This is a genomic window from Streptomyces sp. NPDC006643 (assembly GCF_042870175.1).
Classification (GTDB): domain Bacteria; phylum Actinomycetota; class Actinomycetes; order Streptomycetales; family Streptomycetaceae; genus Streptomyces.
Window position 1 is genome coordinate 119414 of record NZ_JBIAHA010000010.1, and the last position, 17610, is coordinate 137023.

At 70.9% G+C, this 17610-nt stretch carries 16 protein-coding genes; 9 read left to right on the forward strand and 7 right to left on the reverse strand.

The window, feature by feature from the left end:
• Window positions 1–93: 93 nt before the first annotated feature.
• A complete protein-coding gene (locus ACFYNU_RS15760; protein WP_356592219.1) occupies window positions 94–882 on the reverse strand; it encodes a peptidylprolyl isomerase in 789 nt (262 codons plus the stop codon).
• A 176-nt stretch (window positions 883–1058) separates the two neighbouring features.
• On the opposite strand from ACFYNU_RS15760, the gene ACFYNU_RS15765 reads away from it, so the two are divergent.
• Both ACFYNU_RS15765 and hisS read left to right on the forward strand, forming a co-directional pair.
• Window positions 1059–1772 (forward strand): MBL fold metallo-hydrolase, encoded by a 714-nt coding sequence (locus ACFYNU_RS15765; RefSeq protein ID WP_356592221.1) that lies wholly within the window; start codon window positions 1059–1061, stop codon window positions 1770–1772.
• Between the two features lie 14 nt (window positions 1773–1786).
• Window positions 1787–3049 carry a histidine--tRNA ligase gene (gene hisS, locus ACFYNU_RS15770; protein ID WP_356592223.1) on the forward strand — a complete coding sequence of 421 codons (1263 nt, stop codon included), beginning with the start codon at window positions 1787–1789 and terminating at the stop codon, window positions 3047–3049.
• Window positions 3050–3596: 547 nt separating this feature from the next.
• Here the strand turns inward: hisS and ACFYNU_RS15775 are convergent.
• From ACFYNU_RS15775 to ACFYNU_RS15790, 4 genes are read right to left on the reverse strand one after another with little or no spacing between them, the layout of a single operon-like run.
• Window positions 3597–4223: a response regulator transcription factor gene (locus ACFYNU_RS15775; protein WP_356592225.1), complete on the reverse strand. Its 627-nt coding sequence runs from the start codon at window positions 4221–4223 to the stop codon at window positions 3597–3599.
• Window positions 4220–5497, reverse strand: coding sequence for a sensor histidine kinase (locus ACFYNU_RS15780; protein WP_356592227.1), 1278 nt, complete (start codon window positions 5495–5497; stop codon window positions 4220–4222). The genes ACFYNU_RS15775 and ACFYNU_RS15780 overlap by 4 nt, the downstream gene beginning before the upstream one ends.
• Entirely contained in the window at window positions 5455–6303 is an 849-nt protein-coding gene (locus ACFYNU_RS15785) for an ABC transporter permease (protein ID WP_356592229.1), read from the reverse strand. The genes ACFYNU_RS15780 and ACFYNU_RS15785 overlap by 43 nt, the downstream gene beginning before the upstream one ends.
• On the reverse strand, window positions 6303–7184 hold the full coding sequence (locus ACFYNU_RS15790; RefSeq protein ID WP_356592231.1) for an ABC transporter ATP-binding protein: 882 nt from the start codon (window positions 7182–7184) through the stop codon (window positions 6303–6305). The genes ACFYNU_RS15785 and ACFYNU_RS15790 overlap by 1 nt, the downstream gene beginning before the upstream one ends.
• 145 nt (window positions 7185–7329) lie before the next feature.
• Here ACFYNU_RS15790 and ACFYNU_RS15795 point away from each other — a divergent pair, with 145 nt between their 5' ends.
• Complete coding sequence (locus ACFYNU_RS15795) at window positions 7330–7965, forward strand: vitamin K epoxide reductase family protein (RefSeq protein WP_356592233.1); 636 nt, start codon at window positions 7330–7332, stop codon at window positions 7963–7965.
• Between the two features lie 43 nt (window positions 7966–8008).
• Window positions 8009–9376 carry a replication-associated recombination protein A gene (locus ACFYNU_RS15800; RefSeq protein ID WP_356592235.1) on the forward strand — a complete coding sequence of 456 codons (1368 nt, stop codon included), beginning with the start codon at window positions 8009–8011 and terminating at the stop codon, window positions 9374–9376.
• Between the two features lie 21 nt (window positions 9377–9397).
• On the opposite strand, the gene ACFYNU_RS15805 is transcribed toward ACFYNU_RS15800, so the two are convergent.
• Window positions 9398–10075, reverse strand: a complete 678-nt coding sequence (locus tag ACFYNU_RS15805) for a DUF2470 domain-containing protein (protein WP_356592237.1) — start codon at window positions 10073–10075, stop codon at window positions 9398–9400.
• 180 nt (window positions 10076–10255) lie between these two features.
• Between ACFYNU_RS15805 and rpsD the strand changes: the two genes are divergently transcribed.
• Window positions 10256–10870 (forward strand): 30S ribosomal protein S4, encoded by a 615-nt coding sequence (gene rpsD / locus ACFYNU_RS15810; protein WP_023542962.1) that lies wholly within the window; start codon window positions 10256–10258, stop codon window positions 10868–10870.
• Window positions 10871–10912: 42 nt separating this feature from the next.
• Here the strand turns inward: rpsD and ACFYNU_RS15815 are convergent, their stop codons facing one another.
• Window positions 10913–13174: an NACHT domain-containing protein gene (locus tag ACFYNU_RS15815; RefSeq protein ID WP_356592240.1), complete on the reverse strand. Its 2262-nt coding sequence runs from the start codon at window positions 13172–13174 to the stop codon at window positions 10913–10915.
• Window positions 13175–13419: 245 nt separating this feature from the next.
• On the opposite strand from ACFYNU_RS15815, the gene ACFYNU_RS15820 reads away from it, so the two are divergent.
• Genes ACFYNU_RS15820 through ruvX form a run of 4 tightly spaced genes read left to right on the forward strand, consistent with a single transcriptional unit; the run spans window position 13420 to window position 17454 of the window.
• Window positions 13420–13893, forward strand: a complete 474-nt coding sequence (locus tag ACFYNU_RS15820) for a DUF948 domain-containing protein (protein ID WP_356592242.1) — start codon at window positions 13420–13422, stop codon at window positions 13891–13893.
• 7 nt (window positions 13894–13900) lie between these two features.
• Window positions 13901–14257 carry a DUF6167 family protein gene (locus tag ACFYNU_RS15825; RefSeq protein WP_356592244.1) on the forward strand — a complete coding sequence of 119 codons (357 nt, stop codon included), beginning with the start codon at window positions 13901–13903 and terminating at the stop codon, window positions 14255–14257.
• Window positions 14257–16926, forward strand: coding sequence for an alanine--tRNA ligase (gene alaS / locus ACFYNU_RS15830; RefSeq protein ID WP_356592246.1), 2670 nt, complete (start codon window positions 14257–14259; stop codon window positions 16924–16926). The genes ACFYNU_RS15825 and alaS overlap by 1 nt, the downstream gene beginning before the upstream one ends.
• A gap of 51 nt (window positions 16927–16977) precedes the next feature.
• A complete protein-coding gene (gene ruvX, locus ACFYNU_RS15835) occupies window positions 16978–17454 on the forward strand; it encodes a Holliday junction resolvase RuvX (RefSeq protein WP_356592248.1) in 477 nt (158 codons plus the stop codon).
• The last annotated feature ends 156 nt before the right edge of the window (window positions 17455–17610 follow it).

Here is a 17610-nt window from a genome sequence, read left to right on the forward strand (position 1 = left end):
GCTGTCCGCACTCCGCACGGCCGAAATTCACAGGTACGCCGACGGGGCGGTCCGGGACCCGATGTCACGGCCCGCCCCGCCGGTCACCCGCGGTCACGTCTTGTCGACGGTGCCCTTCTCGATCGTGACGGTCTTCTTCGGCGGGCCGTCACCCTTGTTGTCGCCGGTGACACCCGCCGCCGCCACGGCCTTGACCGTCTTCAGGCCCTCGGCGTCCATCGTCCCGAACGGGGTGTACGAGGGCGGCAGCTTGGTGTCCTTGAACACCAGGAAGAACTGGCTGCCACCACTGTTCGGCTGGCCGGTATTCGCCATCGCCACCGACCCCGCGGGATAGGTCACCGCACCGTCCGCGGCCGGCTTGCCGAGCCCGTCGAGATTCTCGTCCGCGATCGTGTACCCGGGACCGCCCGTGCCGTCGCCCTTCGGGTCGCCGCACTGGAGCACGAAGATGTTCTCTGTGGTCAGGCGGTGGCACTTGGTGCCGTCGAAGAACTTCTTGTCCGTGAGGGACTTGAAGGAGTTCACCGTCTCCGGTGTCTTCGCGGCGTCCATCGCGATACCGATGTCGCCCTCGCTCGTCTTGAGGGCCATCGTGTACTTGGCCTTGGCGTCGATCGTCATCTTCGGCCCGGCCGGCTTGCTCTCGCTCGGCGACGGCGGCGCCGAGGGACTGTCCTGCGCGACGTCCTTCTCACCGTCGTCGTCCGTCAGGCCCGCGATGGCGTACGCGCCACCTCCCGCCGCCAGGACGACGGCCAGTGCGGAGGCGATGATCGCGTTGCGGCGCCTGGCCTTGCCGCGGATCTCCGCCCGGCGCTGCTGCTGCCGCTCGAACTTCTCCCTGGCAAGCTGGCGCCGGCGCTGCTCGCTGTTGACCACCGGGTCGTCTCCTCGTGTCTTCGTGTCTTCGCGGGCCCTGCGAAGGCAGTTCCCGAACCACGTCCTGTGAACGACTGACTAGCCCCGTACGGTATATGGGTTACCTGTGGAATGAGGAGCGCCGGTAGGCTTCTGATCTGCCGCAATCTCCCGCCGGACGACAATTGAGGACGATCGTGCTTATTGCCGGGTTCCCCGCCGGGGCCTGGGGGACCAACTGTTATCTGGTCGCCCCCGCCGCGGGCGAGGAGTGCGTGATCATCGACCCGGGCCACCAGGCCACCGAGGGCGTTCAGGAGACGCTCAAGAAGCATCGCCTGAAGCCCGTCGCCGTCATCCTCACCCACGGCCACATCGACCATGTCGCGTCGGTCGTCCCGCTGTGCGGCGCCCACGACGTGCCCGCCTGGATCCACCCGTCGGACCGGTACATGATGAGCGACCCCGAGAAGGCCCTCGGCCGCTCCATCGGGATGCCGCTGATGGGTGAGCTGACCGTGGGGGAGCCCGACGACGTCAAGGAGCTGGACGACGGCGCCCAACTGGACCTGGCGGGGCTGCGCTTCGGCGTCGCGCACGCGCCCGGCCATACGAAGGGGTCGGTGACCTTCGGGATGCCCGAGGCGGCGGACATTCCGCCCGTCCTGTTCTCGGGCGACCTGCTGTTCGCCGGCTCCGTCGGACGCTCGGACCTGCCGGGCGGCGATCCGGCCGAGTTGCTCGAGTCGCTGGGCCGTGTGTGCCTGCCGCTCGACGACTCGACCGTGGTGCTGTCCGGCCACGGCCCCCAGACGACCATCGGCCACGAGCGAGCCACCAACCCGTATCTGCGCGAGGTGGCCGCAGGCACCGGAAGCGGCCCGAGCGCCGCTCCGCGACGAGGATTGTGACGCAGCTAAATCCTATGAACACCTTCCAGGCCCCCAAGGGCACGTACGACCTGCTTCCGCCGGACTCCGCCGTGTACCTCGCGGTGCGCGAGGCGATCTCCGCACCGCTGCGGAACTCCGGCTACGGCTACATCGAGACCCCCGGCTTCGAGAACGTCGAACTCTTCGCGCGCGGTGTCGGCGAGTCCACCGACATCGTCACGAAGGAGATGTACACCCTCACGACCAAGGGCGGCTCCCAACTGGCGCTGCGCCCCGAGGGCACGGCCTCCGTGCTGCGCGCGGCGCTGGAGGCGAACCTGCACAAGGCCGGCAACCTCCCCGTCAAGCTCTGGTACTCGGGCTCGTACTACCGCTACGAGCGCCCGCAGAAGGGCCGCTACCGCCACTTCTCACAGGTCGGCGCGGAGGCCATCGGCGCCGAGGACCCGGCGCTCGACGCCGAGTTGATCATCCTCGCCGACCAGGCGTACCGCTCGCTGGGGCTGACCGGCTTCCGCATCCTGCTGAACTCCCTGGGCGACAAGGAGTGCCGCCCCGTCTACCGCGAGGCGCTCCAGACCTTCCTGCGCGACCTCGACCTGGACGACGAGACGCGCCGGCGCATCGAGATCAACCCTCTGCGGGTCCTCGACGACAAGCGCCGGGACGTCCAGCGCCAGCTCACCGACGCGCCGAAGCTGCGCGACTACCTGTGCGACGCGTGCCGCGAATACCACGCGGAGGTACGGGACCTGCTGACCGCGGCGGGTGTCGTGTACGAGGACGACGAACGGCTCGTGCGGGGCCTGGACTACTACACCCGTACGACCTTCGAGTTCGTCCACGACGGTCTCGGCGCGCAGTCCGCGGTGGGCGGTGGCGGGCGCTACGACGGGCTCTCGGAGATGATCGGCGGCCCCGAACTGCCGTCGGTCGGCTGGGCGCTGGGCGTGGACCGTACGGTGCTGGCCCTGGAGGCGGAGGGCATCACGCTCCAACTACCGCCCGCCACCAGCGTGTTCGCCGTCCCGATCGGCGACGAGGCGCGCCGGCTGCTGTTCGGCGTGGTCACCGAGCTGCGCAGGGCGGGGGTCGCGGCCGACTTCAGCTACGGGGCCAAGGGCCTCAAGGGCGCGATGAAGAACGCCAACCGGTCGGGCGCGCGGTTCACGGTCGTGGTCGGCGAGCGCGACCTCGCGGAGGGCGTGGCGCAGGTCAAGGACATGGAGAGCGGCGAACAGAAGCCGGTCCCCCTGGACGCGCTGGTGGCAGACCTGACGGCAAAGCTGACCTGACCCCACACGGACCACACCACGACGGGCCCCGGACGCCATGTGCGACCGGGGCCCACTGTGTTGCCGGGCGGACCGGGTGGCGTCGCCGAGGCCGCCGGTTCTCCGCCTGGCGGCGGGCAGGGGCCGTACGGCTCGACTTGGCCCCCTGGCCGGGCGCGACGGCGGGCCGAGACGGCTCAATGTGCGTGGCACTGCCGAGGGGCGCGCCGGCCGTGTGGTGACGGGGTGACGCGTCGTTGTGTGCTGCGGTTCTCTGCCCGGCGGCGGGTCGTACGGGTCGACTTGGCCCCCTGGCCGACCTGAACGGAATTCGCGGCCGGGCGCGTGGCGTCGCGTCGCATACGTGCTTGTTGGCGTCTGCGTGGCGGCGGGCCGAGACGGCTCCATGTGCGTGGCACCGCCGAGGGGTGTGGCAGCTGTGCGGTGACGGGGTGACGCACCGTGCGGCGTGGCGCGGTGCTCGACCGGTCCGCGGGCCGCGCCGTCACGTGACCGAGGGCGGACTCGGACCGGCCGCCAACACGGCCCGAGGCGCGCCCCGCCATACTCACTCCGTCAGCAGCCCGTGCCGCATCGCGTTCGTCACCGCCGCCGTGCGGTCGGTCACGCCCAACTTGGCGAAGACGCGCAGCAGATGGGTCTTCACCGTCGATTCGCCGATGAACAGCCGCCGTCCGATCTCCGCGTTCGTGCAGCCTTCGGCGACCAGCCGTAGCACCGCCGTCTCGCGCTGCGACAGCCTCGGTCGCTCCGGGTGGCTGCGCAACTGGTCGACCAGCCGCGCGGCCACCGACGGCGCCAGCACCGTCTCGCCCCGTGCGGCGGCGCGTACCGCGTCCGCCAGTTCCGCGCGGGTCAGGTCCTTCAGCAGATAGCCGGCCGCGCCCGCCTCCACGGCGCGCAGGATGTCGGTGTCCGTCTCGTACGTCGTCAGCACGATGACCCGGCAGGACAGCCCCGCCGCCCGCATCCGGCCGATCGACTCCACACCGCCGCCGCCCGGCATCCGCAGGTCCATCAGGACGATGTCCGGGCCCAGTTCGGCGCTCAGCGCCTCCGCCTGCGGGCCGCTCGACGCCTCGCCGACCACCGTCAGGTCGGGCTCGGCGCTGAGCATGCCGCGCAGCCCCTCCCGTACGACGGGGTGATCGTCGGCGAGCAGGACGCGGATCATGTGGGACTCCCGGTGAGCGACGGCGGTGGGGGCAGTGGCAGGTGTACGGCGACGAGCGTGCCGTCGCCCGGCTCGCTGCGCACCTCCGCGCTGCCACCCACCTCGGCCGCACGCGCCCGCAGCCCACTGAGGCCGTACCCGTCGGACGGTGCGGAGACGTCGAAGCCGCGCCCCGTGTCCCGTATCCGCACACACAGCTCGGCGTCCGAGTACGCGAGCGAGATCGCGGCCCGCGCTCCGGACCCGGCGTGCCGGACGGTGTTGGACAGCGCCTCCTGGCACGTACGCAGCGCCACCACCTCCAGCGCCGGGGCCAGCGGTCGGACCAGGCCGGTCACCTCGACGGTCACGTCGACGGACACCTCGGCCGGGCCGGGCCCGTGCCGGGCGGCGAGCCGGCGCAGCGCGTCGGGCAGCGAGTTCCCGTTCAGATCGGCCGGCGCCCCGCCGGCCACCAACGCGCGCGCCTCGGCGAGATTCCGCCGGGCCGTGTCCGCCATCAGGTCCAGATGACGGCGGGCACCCGGCAGATCCCGTTCCAGTTCCGACTCCACGGCCTGCACGAGCATCAGCAGGCTCGTGAAGCCCTGGGCCAGCGTGTCGTGGATCTCCCGGGACATCCGCTCGCGCTCGGCCAGCGCGCCCCGCTCCGCCGAGAGCCGGGAGACCTCCTCCCGGCTCGCCTCCAGCTCGGCGATCAGTTCCGCGCGCTCCGCGCTCTGCGCGATGATCCGGATGATCCAGCTCCCGAGCACCGCGGAGAAGGCCAGACTGACCACGGCGAACAGGGCGTTGAAGAAAATGGCCTCGCCGTCCGGGCGCCACCACAGCGCCCACCCGATCACCGGCACGGCGTTGAGGACCACCACCGCCCACAGGGCGCGGGACATCGACAGCAGCATGAAGCACTGCGGTACGAGCGCGAACGCCGCCGAGCGCATCTCGCCCACCAGCACGACGGGCGGGATGAACAGCAGGATCGCGACATAGATGTAGACGAGCGCTCCCCGGGAGTCCAGGCCCCGCATCAGCTCCCGGCGCCCGAACCACACGTACCAGGGCGCGAGCAGGAAGAAGAGCGTGAACGCCGTCGCCCGCACCGGCGTCGAGTTCGGCGCGGCGACCGTGAAGACCAGCGTCGCCGACCAGACGACCCCGAAGTACACGTCCCACGGCCGGAAGCTGCGGTCCCAGGCGTCGATCTCGCGCGTCCCGCCCGGCGGCGCCGGGTTCACCCGTCGCGCCGGCTCTTCCACCGGAAGGTCAGCAGACACAGCACCAGTCCTCCGATGCACCAGGCGCCCAGTACCAGCGCGATCCGTCCGTACTCCCAGCCGCCCGCCTGCTCCAGCACGGCGGCCGTCTCGGGCAGGAACACCCCGCGCAGTCCCTGGCACATCCACTTCAGCGGGAACAGCGCGCCGATGTTCAGCAGCCAGTCGGGGATGGTGTCGATCGCGATGTACACCCCGGAGATGAACTGCAGTACCAGGAACGGTAGTACGACCACCGACGAGGCACTCTGTCCGGTCTTCGGCAGGCTGCTGATCGCGATCCCCAGCAGCGCGCACCCGGTCAGCCCGAGGACGAAGATCCAGCCGAAGGTCAGCCAGTCGACCGCGCCGGTGGGCAGCTCGATGCCGTAGAAGAGCACGCCGGCCGTGAGCAGCGCCACCGTCTCCAGCAACCCGGTCACCAGGACGAGCCACACCTTGCCGAGAAAGTAGGAGGCGGGTGGCATCGGCGTACCGCGCAGCCGCCGCAGCTGTTTGCTGTCCCGCTCGATCGCGATGGAGATGCCCAGCGACTGGAAACTCGCCGACATGATGCCGGCCGCGATCATCGACGGGACGTACAGCTGGGACGCGGTGATGCCCGCGCCCTCCACGTCGTTGCTGAAGATCGACGCGAACAGGAAGAGGAAGACGATCGGGAAGGCGAAGGTGAAGATCGCCTGATCGCGCTGGCGGAAGAACTGCCGCAACTCCAGTGCGCCGCGCCGCAGTCCCAGCGTCCAGGCGCCGGGCAGCGCGGCAGGGGTGGTACGGGTGGTGCCGAGCCGGTCGGTGACGGTCGCCATCACGCGGCCTCCTCTCCGATGAGCCGCAGATATACGTCTTCGAGGGTCGGCCGGCCGATCAGCAGGCCCGGGATCTCGCCGTCGAAGCGCCGGGCCAGCTCGGCGACGGTACGGGTCGGGGTCGTCGTGCGCTCGGTGCGCGGCGAGCCGTCCGGCTCCGTCCACGCGACCGTGGCCGCCGCGTCGTGCTCCGCGCGCAGACCGGACGGGGTCCCCTCCGCCACCACCCGGCCCGTCGCGATCACGGCGAGCCGGTCGGCCAGCGCCTCGGCCTCGTCCAGATAGTGCGTGGTGAGGACGATCGTGGTGCCCTCGTCCGCGAGCGTGCGGATCAGCTCCCAGAACTGGCGGCGGGCCGCCGGGTCGAAGCCGGTCGTCGGCTCGTCGAGGAGCAGCAGCTCGGGCCCGCCGATCACGCCGAGCGCCACGTCCAGCCGCCGCCGCTGCCCACCGGACAGAGCCTTGACCCGGCTCGACGCCTTCTCGCCGAGGCCCACCAGGTGGATGACCTCCTCGGGGTCGCGCGGGGCCGGGTAGTACGTGGCGAAATGGCGCACGGTCTCGCGGACCGTCAACTCGGCGGGTGCGGATTCGTCCTGCCACACAATGCCGATTCTGGAGCGCCACCTCCTGTCGCCGGTGGCGGGATCCGCCCCCAGGACGGTCACCTCGCCGCCGTCCCGGTCGCGGTGGCCCTGGAGGATCTCCACCGTCGTGCTCTTGCCCGCGCCGTTGGGGCCGAGGATGCCGAAGACCTCGCCGCGTCCGATGCGCAGGTCCAGGTCCTGGACCGCCGTCACATTGCCGTACCGCTTGCGGAGCCCCCGGACGTCGACCGCGAGATCCCCCGTCGAAGCTCTTGTTCTCCCTGCTTCTCCCATGCCCTTGAGCCTGCTGCGGAACGGGCGGCTCCGGGACAACCGTCCGTACCTCCTTATGTCCATCGAACGGTGGACACGGGGGTGGGTGCGGCAGAATGACCGGGGCCCTCTGCAAGGTGCAGGCCACGAGTGATGGAACGGCGATATGACGAGTACAGCGCCAGGCGACGTGTCCGCCGACCGGGAGGACCACGACGCCCCCGGTCTCTTCGGGACGGGGCGGGTGCTGGCGTGGTTGCTGGTGGTGACCGGCGCGGCGGGTGTGCTTGCGTCGTGGGTGATCACGATCGACAAGTTCAAGCTGCTGGAGGATCCGGGGTTCACGCCGGGATGCAGCCTGAACCCGGTGGTGTCCTGCGGGAACATCATGAAGAGCGACCAGGCGTCGGCGTTCGGCTTCCCCAATCCGATGCTGGGGCTGGTGACGTACGCCGTGGTGGTCTGTGTGGGGCTCGGGCTGCTCGCGGGGGCGCGCTACCGGCGGTGGTTCTGGCTGGGGCTCAACGCCGGGATGCTGTTCGGGGTCGGCTTCTGCACCTGGCTCCAGTACCAGTCGCTCTACAACATCAGCTCGCTCTGCCTGTGGTGCTGTCTCGCCTGGGTGGCCACGATCGTCATGTTCTCCTACGTCACCACGTACAACGTCACGCGCGGAATCCTCCCGGCGCCGCGCTGGCTGCGCAGTGGGCTCGGGGAGTTCCACTGGGTGCCGCCGGTGCTGTGGATCGGGATCATCGGGATGCTCATCCTCACGCGCTGGTGGGACTTCTGGACGAGCTGATCGCGCCGACCCCGTTGTCAGTGGGCTGGCATAGGCTTCACATGTGGAGCCCGACCTCTTTACCGCAGCAGCCGAAGACCGCCAGGAGAAGGACCCGTCCAGCAGCCCCCTTGCTGTCCGGATGCGTCCGCGCGTGCTGGACGAGGTGGTCGGACAGAAGCATCTGCTGAAGCCCGGCTCCCCGATGCGCCGCCTGGTCGAGCAGGCCGCCCAGGGCAGGGGACCGGCCGGCCCCTCGTCGGTGCTTCTCTGGGGCCCGCCCGGCACGGGCAAGACGACGCTCGCCTATGTCGTCTCCAAGGCCACCGACGCGCGCTTCGTGGAGCTGTCCGCGATCACCGCCGGCGTCAAGGAGGTCCGCGCCGTCATCGACGGCGCCCGGCGTGCCTCGGGCGGCTTCGGCAAGGAGACCGTCCTCTTCCTCGACGAGATCCACCGCTTCAGCAAGGCCCAGCAGGACTCCTTGCTGCCCGCCGTGGAGAACCGCTGGATCACACTCATCGCGGCCACCACCGAGAATCCCTATTTCTCCGTCATCTCGCCGCTGCTCTCGCGCTCCCTGCTGCTGACGCTGGAGCCGCTCACCGACGACGACCTGCGCGCCCTGCTGCGGCGCGCGCTCACCGAGGAGCGCGGGCTCGGTGGCGCGGTCACCCTGCCCGACGACTCCGAGGCGCATCTGCTGCGGATCGCCGGGGGCGACGCCCGGCGCGCGCTGACCGCCCTGGAGGCGGCGGCCGGCGCCGCGATCTCCAAGGGCGAGAAGGAGATCGCCCTCGCCACGGTGGAGGAGACGGTCGACCGCGCGGCGGTGAAGTACGACCGCGACGGCGACCAGCACTACGACGTGGCGAGCGCCCTGATCAAGTCGATCCGCGGCTCCGACGTGGACGCGGCCCTGCACTATCTGGCGCGCATGATCGAGGCGGGGGAGGACCCCCGGTTCATCGCCCGCCGGCTGATGATCTCGGCCAGCGAGGACATCGGTCTCGCCGACCCGACGGCCCTGCCCACGGCCGTCGCGGCGGCCCAGGCGGTGGCGATGATCGGCTTCCCGGAGGCCGCTCTCACCCTCAGCCACGCCACGATCGCGCTCGCGCTGGCCCCGAAGTCGAACGCGGCGACGCTCGCCATCTCCGCCGCGCTGGAGGATGTGAAGAAGGGCCTGGCCGGTCCCGTACCGCCGCATCTGCGCGACGGTCACTACAAGGGCGCGGCCAAGCTCGGTCACGCGCAGGGCTATGTGTATCCGCACGACGTGCCGGGAGGCATCGCCGCGCAGCAGTACCTCCCGGACGAGGTGCGGGGCAGGCAGTACTACACCCCGACGCGGTACGGCGCGGAGGCGCGGTACGCGGACGTGGTCGAGAAGGTCCGGACAAGGCTGCGCGGCGACGCCCCCTCGGACTGAATCGATCGTCCCGGCGGGGGCTCAGTGGCCCGCGGCCTCGAAGAGCGCGTGCATGGCACGGCGCAGTTCGGCGATGTCGCGCACCGGCTCGGGGAAGTCGAAGCGGGCGTCGAAGCAGTTGACGCCGGTGAAGCGCACCCGCAGGCCGAAGCGGTCCACTCCGACCGGCACGGCCGCCGTGCCACCGGTCCGCCCGCCGAGCAGCGAGCGCAGCGTCGACACCTCGGCGCTGTGCGCGGAGTGCAGGTGCTGGAGCAGTTCCGCCTCGTGCTCCGACAAAGGGTCCGCCACCGCCGTGGCGAACGCGTCCGCCTCCACCGACTCGGCGCCCCACAGGTCGTCCACATACGCCTCGCCGACCTCCAGCCGCAGCGTCGTCCGGCCGGGCTCGGCCGCGCCGGGTACGCGCGTCAGCCAGCCGGAGACCCAGGCGCGGCCCCGGATACGGTGGGGGACGGAGACCGGCGCGACATCCGTGACCTCCAGCACCACGGGCAGCTCGTCGGCCTGCGCGTGCGTCGCCGCCCTGACGACGGGGGAGTCCGCGGCGAAGACCAGCAGCACGTCACCGTCGGTGTCCACGGCCCGCGCGTCGGGCATCAACTGGTCGGGTCGCAGGGAGTCCAGGCCCGGGATGAGCAGCACGCTTGAGCATGTACTCTGTACGAGAGTTCGTGTGCGCTCGGCTGCTGACGGCATCCGGGCGATTTCAAGCCCGCTGGGACGCGGCTGACCATGAGCTGATCGGACCTCCGTCGTATCGATGCCCTGCGCGTCGAGACTGTCTGTGATGCGTGTGGTGTTCCCAGGGCGACGAGACATGCGATCTCCTTTGAGTAAGGTGAGCCTAACCTAACCTACAACGGAGGTCTGGAGAACGTGCCTAACCAGTCGCGTCCCAAGGTCAAGAAGTCACGCGCGCTCGGTATCGCGCTGACGCCGAAGGCCGTGAAGTACTTCGAGGCCCGTCCCTACCCGCCGGGCGAGCACGGCCGTGGCCGCAAGCAGAACAGTGACTACAAGGTCCGTCTGCTGGAGAAGCAGCGTCTGCGTGCCCAGTACGACATCAGCGAGCGCCAGATGGCCCGCGCCTACGACCGCGCCCGCAAGGCCGGCGGCAAGACCGGCGAGGCCCTGGTCGTCGAGCTGGAGCGTCGTCTCGACGCCCTGGTCCTGCGTTCGGGCATCGCCCGCACCATCTACCAGGCCCGTCAGATGGTCGTCCACGGCCACATCGAGGTCAACGGCGGCAAGGTCGACAAGCCGTCGTTCCGGGTCCGTCCCGACGACGTCATCATGGTCCGCGAGCGCAGCCGCGAGAAGGTTCCCTTCCAGGTCGCGCGCGAGGGTGGCTACGACACCGACGGCGAGACCCCGCGCTACCTCCAGGTCAACCTGAAGGCGCTGGCGTTCCGGCTGGACCGTGACCCGCTGCGCAAGGAAATCCCGGTCATCTGCGACGAGCAGCTCGTCGTCGAGTACTACGCCCGCTGATCACCCGCTGATCCAGGCGCAGTTCGCGCGATCGACCGCGCTTCAGCCCGCCGCTTCCCCGCCGATCTGGCCGGGGGAGCCGGCGGGCTCTCGCGTGTCCCGGTCCGTCTTCCGGTCCGTGTCCGTCCTCCGGTCGGTCTCCCGCACGGGCGCCGGTCTGCGCCCGCCCGAGGGCTGACGCGGCGGTACGGACTCGGCGCGCGGCCCGGCCAGCACCCGCTCGACGGCGGCCGTCGGCGCCAGGGCGCGTCCTTCCGCCAGCCGGGCGCCGTACCGCTCGGGCCCCAGCAGCTCCGTCGCCCGCCGTTCGCACTGTTCGTGCGGCCCTCCGAAGGCCGGCGAGCCGAACAGGGGCGCACCCACCGACTCCCAGAGCCGGGCAGCCGCCCCCTGGAGCACCGCGGCCTCCGCCGGGTCTCCCTCGCCCGCGGTCACCAGGGCCATCAGCTCCATCGCCAGCACCAGGCCGACCAGATCGTTGAACATGTGGTGGACGGTGATGGCCTCGGTCAGCAGGGCACGCGCCTCGCCGAGCCGGCCGCCCGTCCAGGCCGCGTACGCGTGGACGTAGAGCGCGTAGGACCGGGCCCAGCGCTCGCCGCTGTCCTCGCAGATCTCCCGTACGTCGGCGCACAGCGCCACGGCCGCGTCCAGGTCGCCCTGGAAGACCAGGGAGAGGGCCAGCTCCGCCTGGCCCATGAGCACATTGCTGTTGATCTCGCCCAGCTCGCGGTACGCGCCGAGCGCGGAGCGCAGCAGCCTCTCGGCACGCGGCATGTCACCGGTGAGGAGCGCGAGACAGCCCAGCCGGTGCACCGCGTACGCGTGGGCGAGGGCGTTTCCCGTACGGGCGGCCTCCCCCCGGCATTCGTACAGCGCCCGCGTCGCGGCCGTGTTGTCGCCCTGGAGGACGGCCACATAGCCCAGCACCCACAGCGCCTTGAGCCGTGCCCCCTCGTGCGGTTCGCCCTCCTCCCATTCCCCCGGCTCCTCGTGCGGCTCGTCGCGGGAGACCTCCGGTGCGAGCGAGCGCTCCAGCCAGTGCCGGCCCTCGGTGAGCCGGCCGCAGCCCGCCCAGTAGAACCAGAGCGTGCCCGTCAGATGCCGGCCCAGATGGGCCTCGCCCTCCGTCTCCAGGCACAGTTCGATGGCGGCGCGCAGATTGGGCAGCGCGCTGTCGGCGCAGGCGGCGATCTCCGCCTGCCGGGGGCTGAACCAGTCCACCTCGCACCAGGTGGCGAGCCCCATGTACCAGTCGCGGTGTCTCCTGCGCATCCGGTCGGTGTCCGCCAGGGCGTCCAGCCACTCGGCGCCGTACGCGCGCACCGTGTCCAGCATCCGGTAGCGCGGCCCGGCGGCTGACTCCTCGCGTACGACCAGGGACTGGGCGATCAGTTCGCCGAGCACGTCCAGCACGCTCGCGTCCGGCAGTTCGGGGCCTGCGCACACGTACTCGACCGCCTCCAGGTCGAAGGGGCCGGCGAAGACGGAGAGCCGCGCCCAGAGCAGCCGCTCGGCGGGGGTGCACAGTTCATGGCTCCAGCCGATCGCGGTACGGAGCGTGCGATGGCGGGGCAGTTCGCCGCGCGAGCCGCCGGTCAGCAGCCGGAAGCGGTCGTCGATCCGGCGGAGGACCTGCTCCACGGAGAGGGCGCGCAGCCGCGCGGCGGCCAGTTCGAGCGCGAGCGGGATGCCGTCGAGGCGGCGGCACAACTCCCGTACCTCGTCGTCGTGTTCGTCGAGCCGGCGGTGACCGGGCGCCACGTCGATGGCCCGGTCGGCGAAGAGCCGCGCCGCGTCGGTGTCCGACATCGGGGCCAGGGCCACGGTCCGTTCGCCGTCCACCCGCAGCGGGCGGCGGCCGACGGCCAGCACCGTCAGGCCGGGGCAGCGGCGCAGCAGGTCCCGTACCAGCTCCGCGCACGGGTCGACGAGCTGTTCGAAGCCGTCCAGCACCAACAGCAGGTCGCGGTCGGCGAGATGGGTGCGCAGCACCTCGCGCGGTGGCCGGCCGCTGTGGTCGGTGACGCGCAGCGCGTCGACGAGCGCGTGGTCGAGCAGTCCGGGGTCGCGGATCGCGGAGAGTTCGGCGAGCCAGACACCGTCGCAGTAGCGTTTCTCCAGATTCGCGGACCGCGCGGACCGGGCCGCTCGCACCGCCAGTCGCGTCTTGCCGACACCGCCCACACCCACCAGGGTGAGCAGCCGGACCTCGCTGAGAAGGCGTGTCAGCTCCGCCAGTTCGTCGGCACGGCCCACGAACCGGTTCAGCTCCGCGGGGAGATTGCCGGGGACAGGTCGCATGAGACACGCAGAGTACTCATGCGGCAGCACTGCGTACAATCCGCCGGGGCAACCGCCCCTCCCCGCCCCGTCCGATGAGGTAGGGTCCGCGACCGCCGTAAAGCGGTACGGGGACCCACTCGGGGCGCGATAAGCTCAAGGGACGACTTTCTCAAGGCCCCGTGATCGCCCCGATCCGAGCAGGCCGACAACGACAGCGTTCCCCGCGCCCGTGGGGATGGTCCCGAAGCAGAGAGCGGTGCAGCGTGACCGGTGGAGAGGTTGCCGGGATCCTGGTGGCCGTCTTCTGGGCGGTGCTGGTCACCCTCCTCGCCGTGGTGCTCGTGAGGCTGGCCCAGACGCTCAAGGCGACCACCAAACTCGTGGCGGACGTGACCGACCAGGCCGTGCCGCTGCTGGCGGACGCCTCGGCGACCGTACGCGCGGCGCAGACCCAGCTCGACCGGGTCGACGCCATCGCGACGGACGTCCAGGAAGTCACCTCCAACGCGTCGGCGCTCTCCACGACCGTGGCGTCGACCTTCGGCGGCCCCCTGGTGAAGGTCGCGGCCTTCGGCTATGGAGTGCGCCGGGCGATGGGCCGCAAGGCGCCGGGCGAGCCGGCACCCGCCGACCGCGGGGCGCCGGCGCCGGAGCCGGCCGCACGTGGCCGGCGGGGCACGGTGATCGTGGGCAGGACCGTTCCGTCCGCCCGACGCAGCAGGAAGCAGAAGGGCTGAGGCAGCGATGTTCCGCCGTACGTTCTGGTTCACCGCGGGTGCGGCGGCCGGTGTGTGGGCCACCACCAAGGTCCACACCAAACTCCGCCAGTTGACACCCGAGTCCCTCGCCGCCCAGGCGGCCGACAAGGCCGTCGACGCCGGACACCGGCTCAAGGAGTTCGCACTCGACGTCCGCGCGGGCATGGCCCAGCGCGAGTCCGAACTGGGTGAGGCGCTGGGGCTCGACGCACCCGCCGACCCCGAACTCCCCGCCGGGCGGCGCCTCGCCGTCGAGGGCCGCGCCGCACGCTCGTCCGACGACCACCCGCACAGCGATCGAATCAACTCACGTACACCGCACAACCGGAATGAGGACCACTGATGGAGTCGGCTGAAATCCGCCGCCGCTGGTTGCGCTTCTTCGAGGAGCGCGGACACACCGTCGTACCCTCGGCGTCGCTCATCGCGGACGACCCGACTCTGCTGCTGGTCCCCGCGGGCATGGTCCCCTTCAAGCCGTACTTCCTCGGCGAGGCCAAGGCCCCCGCCCCCCGGCTGACCAGCGTGCAGAAGTGCGTCCGTACGCCGGACATCGAAGAGGTCGGCAAGACCACCCGGCACGGCACGTTCTTCCAGATGTGCGGCAACTTCTCCTTCGGCGACTACTTCAAGGAAGGTGTCATTCCGCTCGCCTGGGAGCTGTTGACCACCTCCGTCGCCGACGGCGGCTACGGCCTGGACCCGGAGAGGCTGTGGGTCACGGTCTATCTGGACGACGACGAGGCCGCCGACATCTGGACCGACAAGGTGGGTTTCCCCGCCGAGCGGATCCAGCGCCTCGGCAAGAAGGAGAACTACTGGTCCATGGGCGTGCCCGGCCCGTGCGGACCCTGCTCGGAGATCTTCTACGACCGCGGTCCCGAGTTCGGCGAAGCGGGTGGCCCCGCCGTCAACGACGAGCGCTACGTGGAGATCTGGAACCTGGTCTTCATGCAGTACGAGCGCGGTGAGGGCGAGGGCAAGGAGGACTTCGAGATCCTCGGTGACCTCCCCTCCAAGAACATCGACACCGGACTCGGCCTCGAACGCCTCGCGATGATCCTCCAGGGCGTCCACAACATGTTCGAGATCGACACCTCGATGGCCGTCATCGACAAGGCCACCGAGCTGACCGGCGTCCGCTACGGCGCCGACCCCGCCTCGGACGTCTCGCTGCGCATCGTCACCGACCACATGCGCACCTCCGTGATGCTCATCGGCGACGGTGTCACCCCCGGCAACGAGGGCCGCGGCTATGTCCTGCGCCGCATCCTGCGCCGCGCCGTACGCAACATGCGCCTCCTCGGCGCCACCGGCCCGGTCGTCGCCGAACTGCTCGACGTGGTCATCAGGTCGATGGGCGAGCAGTACCCCGAGCTGATCACCGACCGCAAGCGCATCGAGACCGTCGCCCTCGCCGAGGAAGCCGCCTTCCTCAAGGCCATCAAGGGCGGCACCAACATCCTCGACACCGCCGTCACCGAGACCAAGGCCGCCGGCGGCTCGGTCCTGCCCGGCGACAAGGCGTTCCTGCTCCACGACACCTGGGGCTTCCCGATCGACCTCACCCTCGAAATGGCCGCCGAGCAGGGCCTGTCCGTGGACGAGGACGGCTTCCGCCGGCTCATGAAGGAGCAGCGGGACCGGGCCAAGGCCGACGCCAAGGCCAAGAAGACCGGTCACGCCGACCTCTCCGCCTACCGCGAGGTCGCCGACACCTCCGGCTCCACCGAGTTCACCGGCTACGGCTCCACCGAGGGCGAGTCGCGGATCGTCGGCCTGCTCGTCGACGGCGTACCGTCGCCGGCCGCCACCGAGGGCGACGAGGTCGAGGTCGTACTCGACCGCACCCCGTTCTACGCCGAGGGCGGCGGCCAACTCGCCGACCAGGGCCGGATCAAGCTCGACACCGGCGCCGTCATCCAGGTGCGCGACGTCCAGCAGCCGGTCCCCGGCGTCTCCGTGCACAAGGGATCCGTACAGGTCGGTGAAGTGACCGTCGGGGCCGCCGCGTTCGCCGCCATCGACACCCACCGCCGCCGCGCCATCGCCCGCGCCCACAGCGCCACCCACCTGACGCACCAGGCGCTGCGCGACGCGCTGGGCCCGACGGCCGCCCAGGCCGGCTCCGAGAACTCGCCGGGCCGCTTCCGCTTCGACTTCGGCTCGCCCGCCGCCGTACCCGGCACGGTCCTCACCGATGTCGAGCAGAAGATCAACGAAGTCCTCGCCCGTGAACTCGACGTCCAGGCCGAGGTCATGTCCATCGACGACGCCAAGAAGCAGGGCGCCATCGCCGAGTTCGGCGAGAAGTACGGCGAGCGGGTCCGCGTCGTGACCATCGGCGACTTCTCCAAGGAGTTGTGCGGCGGCACGCATGTGCGCAACACCGCCCAGCTCGGTCTGGTGAAGCTGCTCGGCGAGTCCTCGATCGGCTCCGGCGTACGCCGTATCGAGGCGCTGGTGGGCGTGGACGCGTACAACTTCCTCGCCAAGGAGCACACCGTCGTCGCCCAGCTCCAGGAGCTGGTCAAGGGCCGCTCCGAGGAACTGCCGGAGAAGATCGCCGGGATGCTCGGCAAGCTGAAGGACGCCGAGAAGGAGATCGAGAAGTTCCGCGCGGAGAAGGTGCTGGCCGCCGCCGCCGGACTGGTCGAGGGCGCCAAGGACGTACGGGGCACCGCCCTGGTCACCGGCCAGGTGCCGGACGGCACGTCGGCCGACGACCTGCGCAGGCTGGTACTGGACGTACGCGGCCGGATCACGGCCGGGCGGCCGGCCGTCGTCGCGCTGTTCTCGACCGCCAACGGGCGCCCGCTGACGGTCATCGCCACCAACGAGGCCGCCCGTGAGCGCGGGCTCAAGGCCGGCGAGCTGGTCCGTGCCGCCGCCAAGACCCTCGGCGGCGGAGGCGGCGGCAAGCCGGACGTCGCCCAGGGCGGCGGTCAGAACCCCGAGGCCATCGGTGACGCCGTGGCCGCCGTCGAGCGCCTTGTCACCGAGACGGCCTGAGGCTCCGATGCCCGAGGACGTGGTGCGGGGCCCGGCGCGGGACGTGGCAGCGTGACGGCCCTCACGCGCCGGGGCCGCAGACTGGCCGTCGACGTCGGGGACGCCCGGATCGGGGTCGCCTCGTGCGACCCCGACGGGGTCCTCGCGACACCGGTGGAGACCGTGCCGGGACGTGATGTCCCGGCCGCCCACCGGCGCCTGGCTCAGCTGGTGGAGGAGTACGAGCCGATCGAGGTGGTGATCGGTCTGCCGCGCTCGCTCAGCGGCGGAGAGGGCCCGGCGGCGGTCAAGGTGCGGGCCTTCGCGGGGGAGGTGGCGCGTCGTATCGCCCCGGTCCCGGTACGTCTCGTGGATGAGAGAATGACCACGGTCAGTGCCGGTCAGGGGCTGCGTGCCTCGGGTGTGAAGGCGAAGAAGGGCCGGTCCGTCATCGATCAGGTGGCGGCCGTCATCATCCTTCAGAACGCGCTGGAGTCCGAACGGGCCTCCGGAATGCCGCCCGGTGAGGGTGTGCAGGTTCAGACCTGAGACGCCCGATCGGGCGAAACCGGAACATACTTACGGTTATCTGTATGCGGGGTTGACCGTCGGCTTGTCGCGATACGGTAACGTTCCGCGCGATGCGGCGGGATTCGAACAACTGCCGCACAGAGAGAGGCGTCGCGGGCACCGGGTCATCCGAGC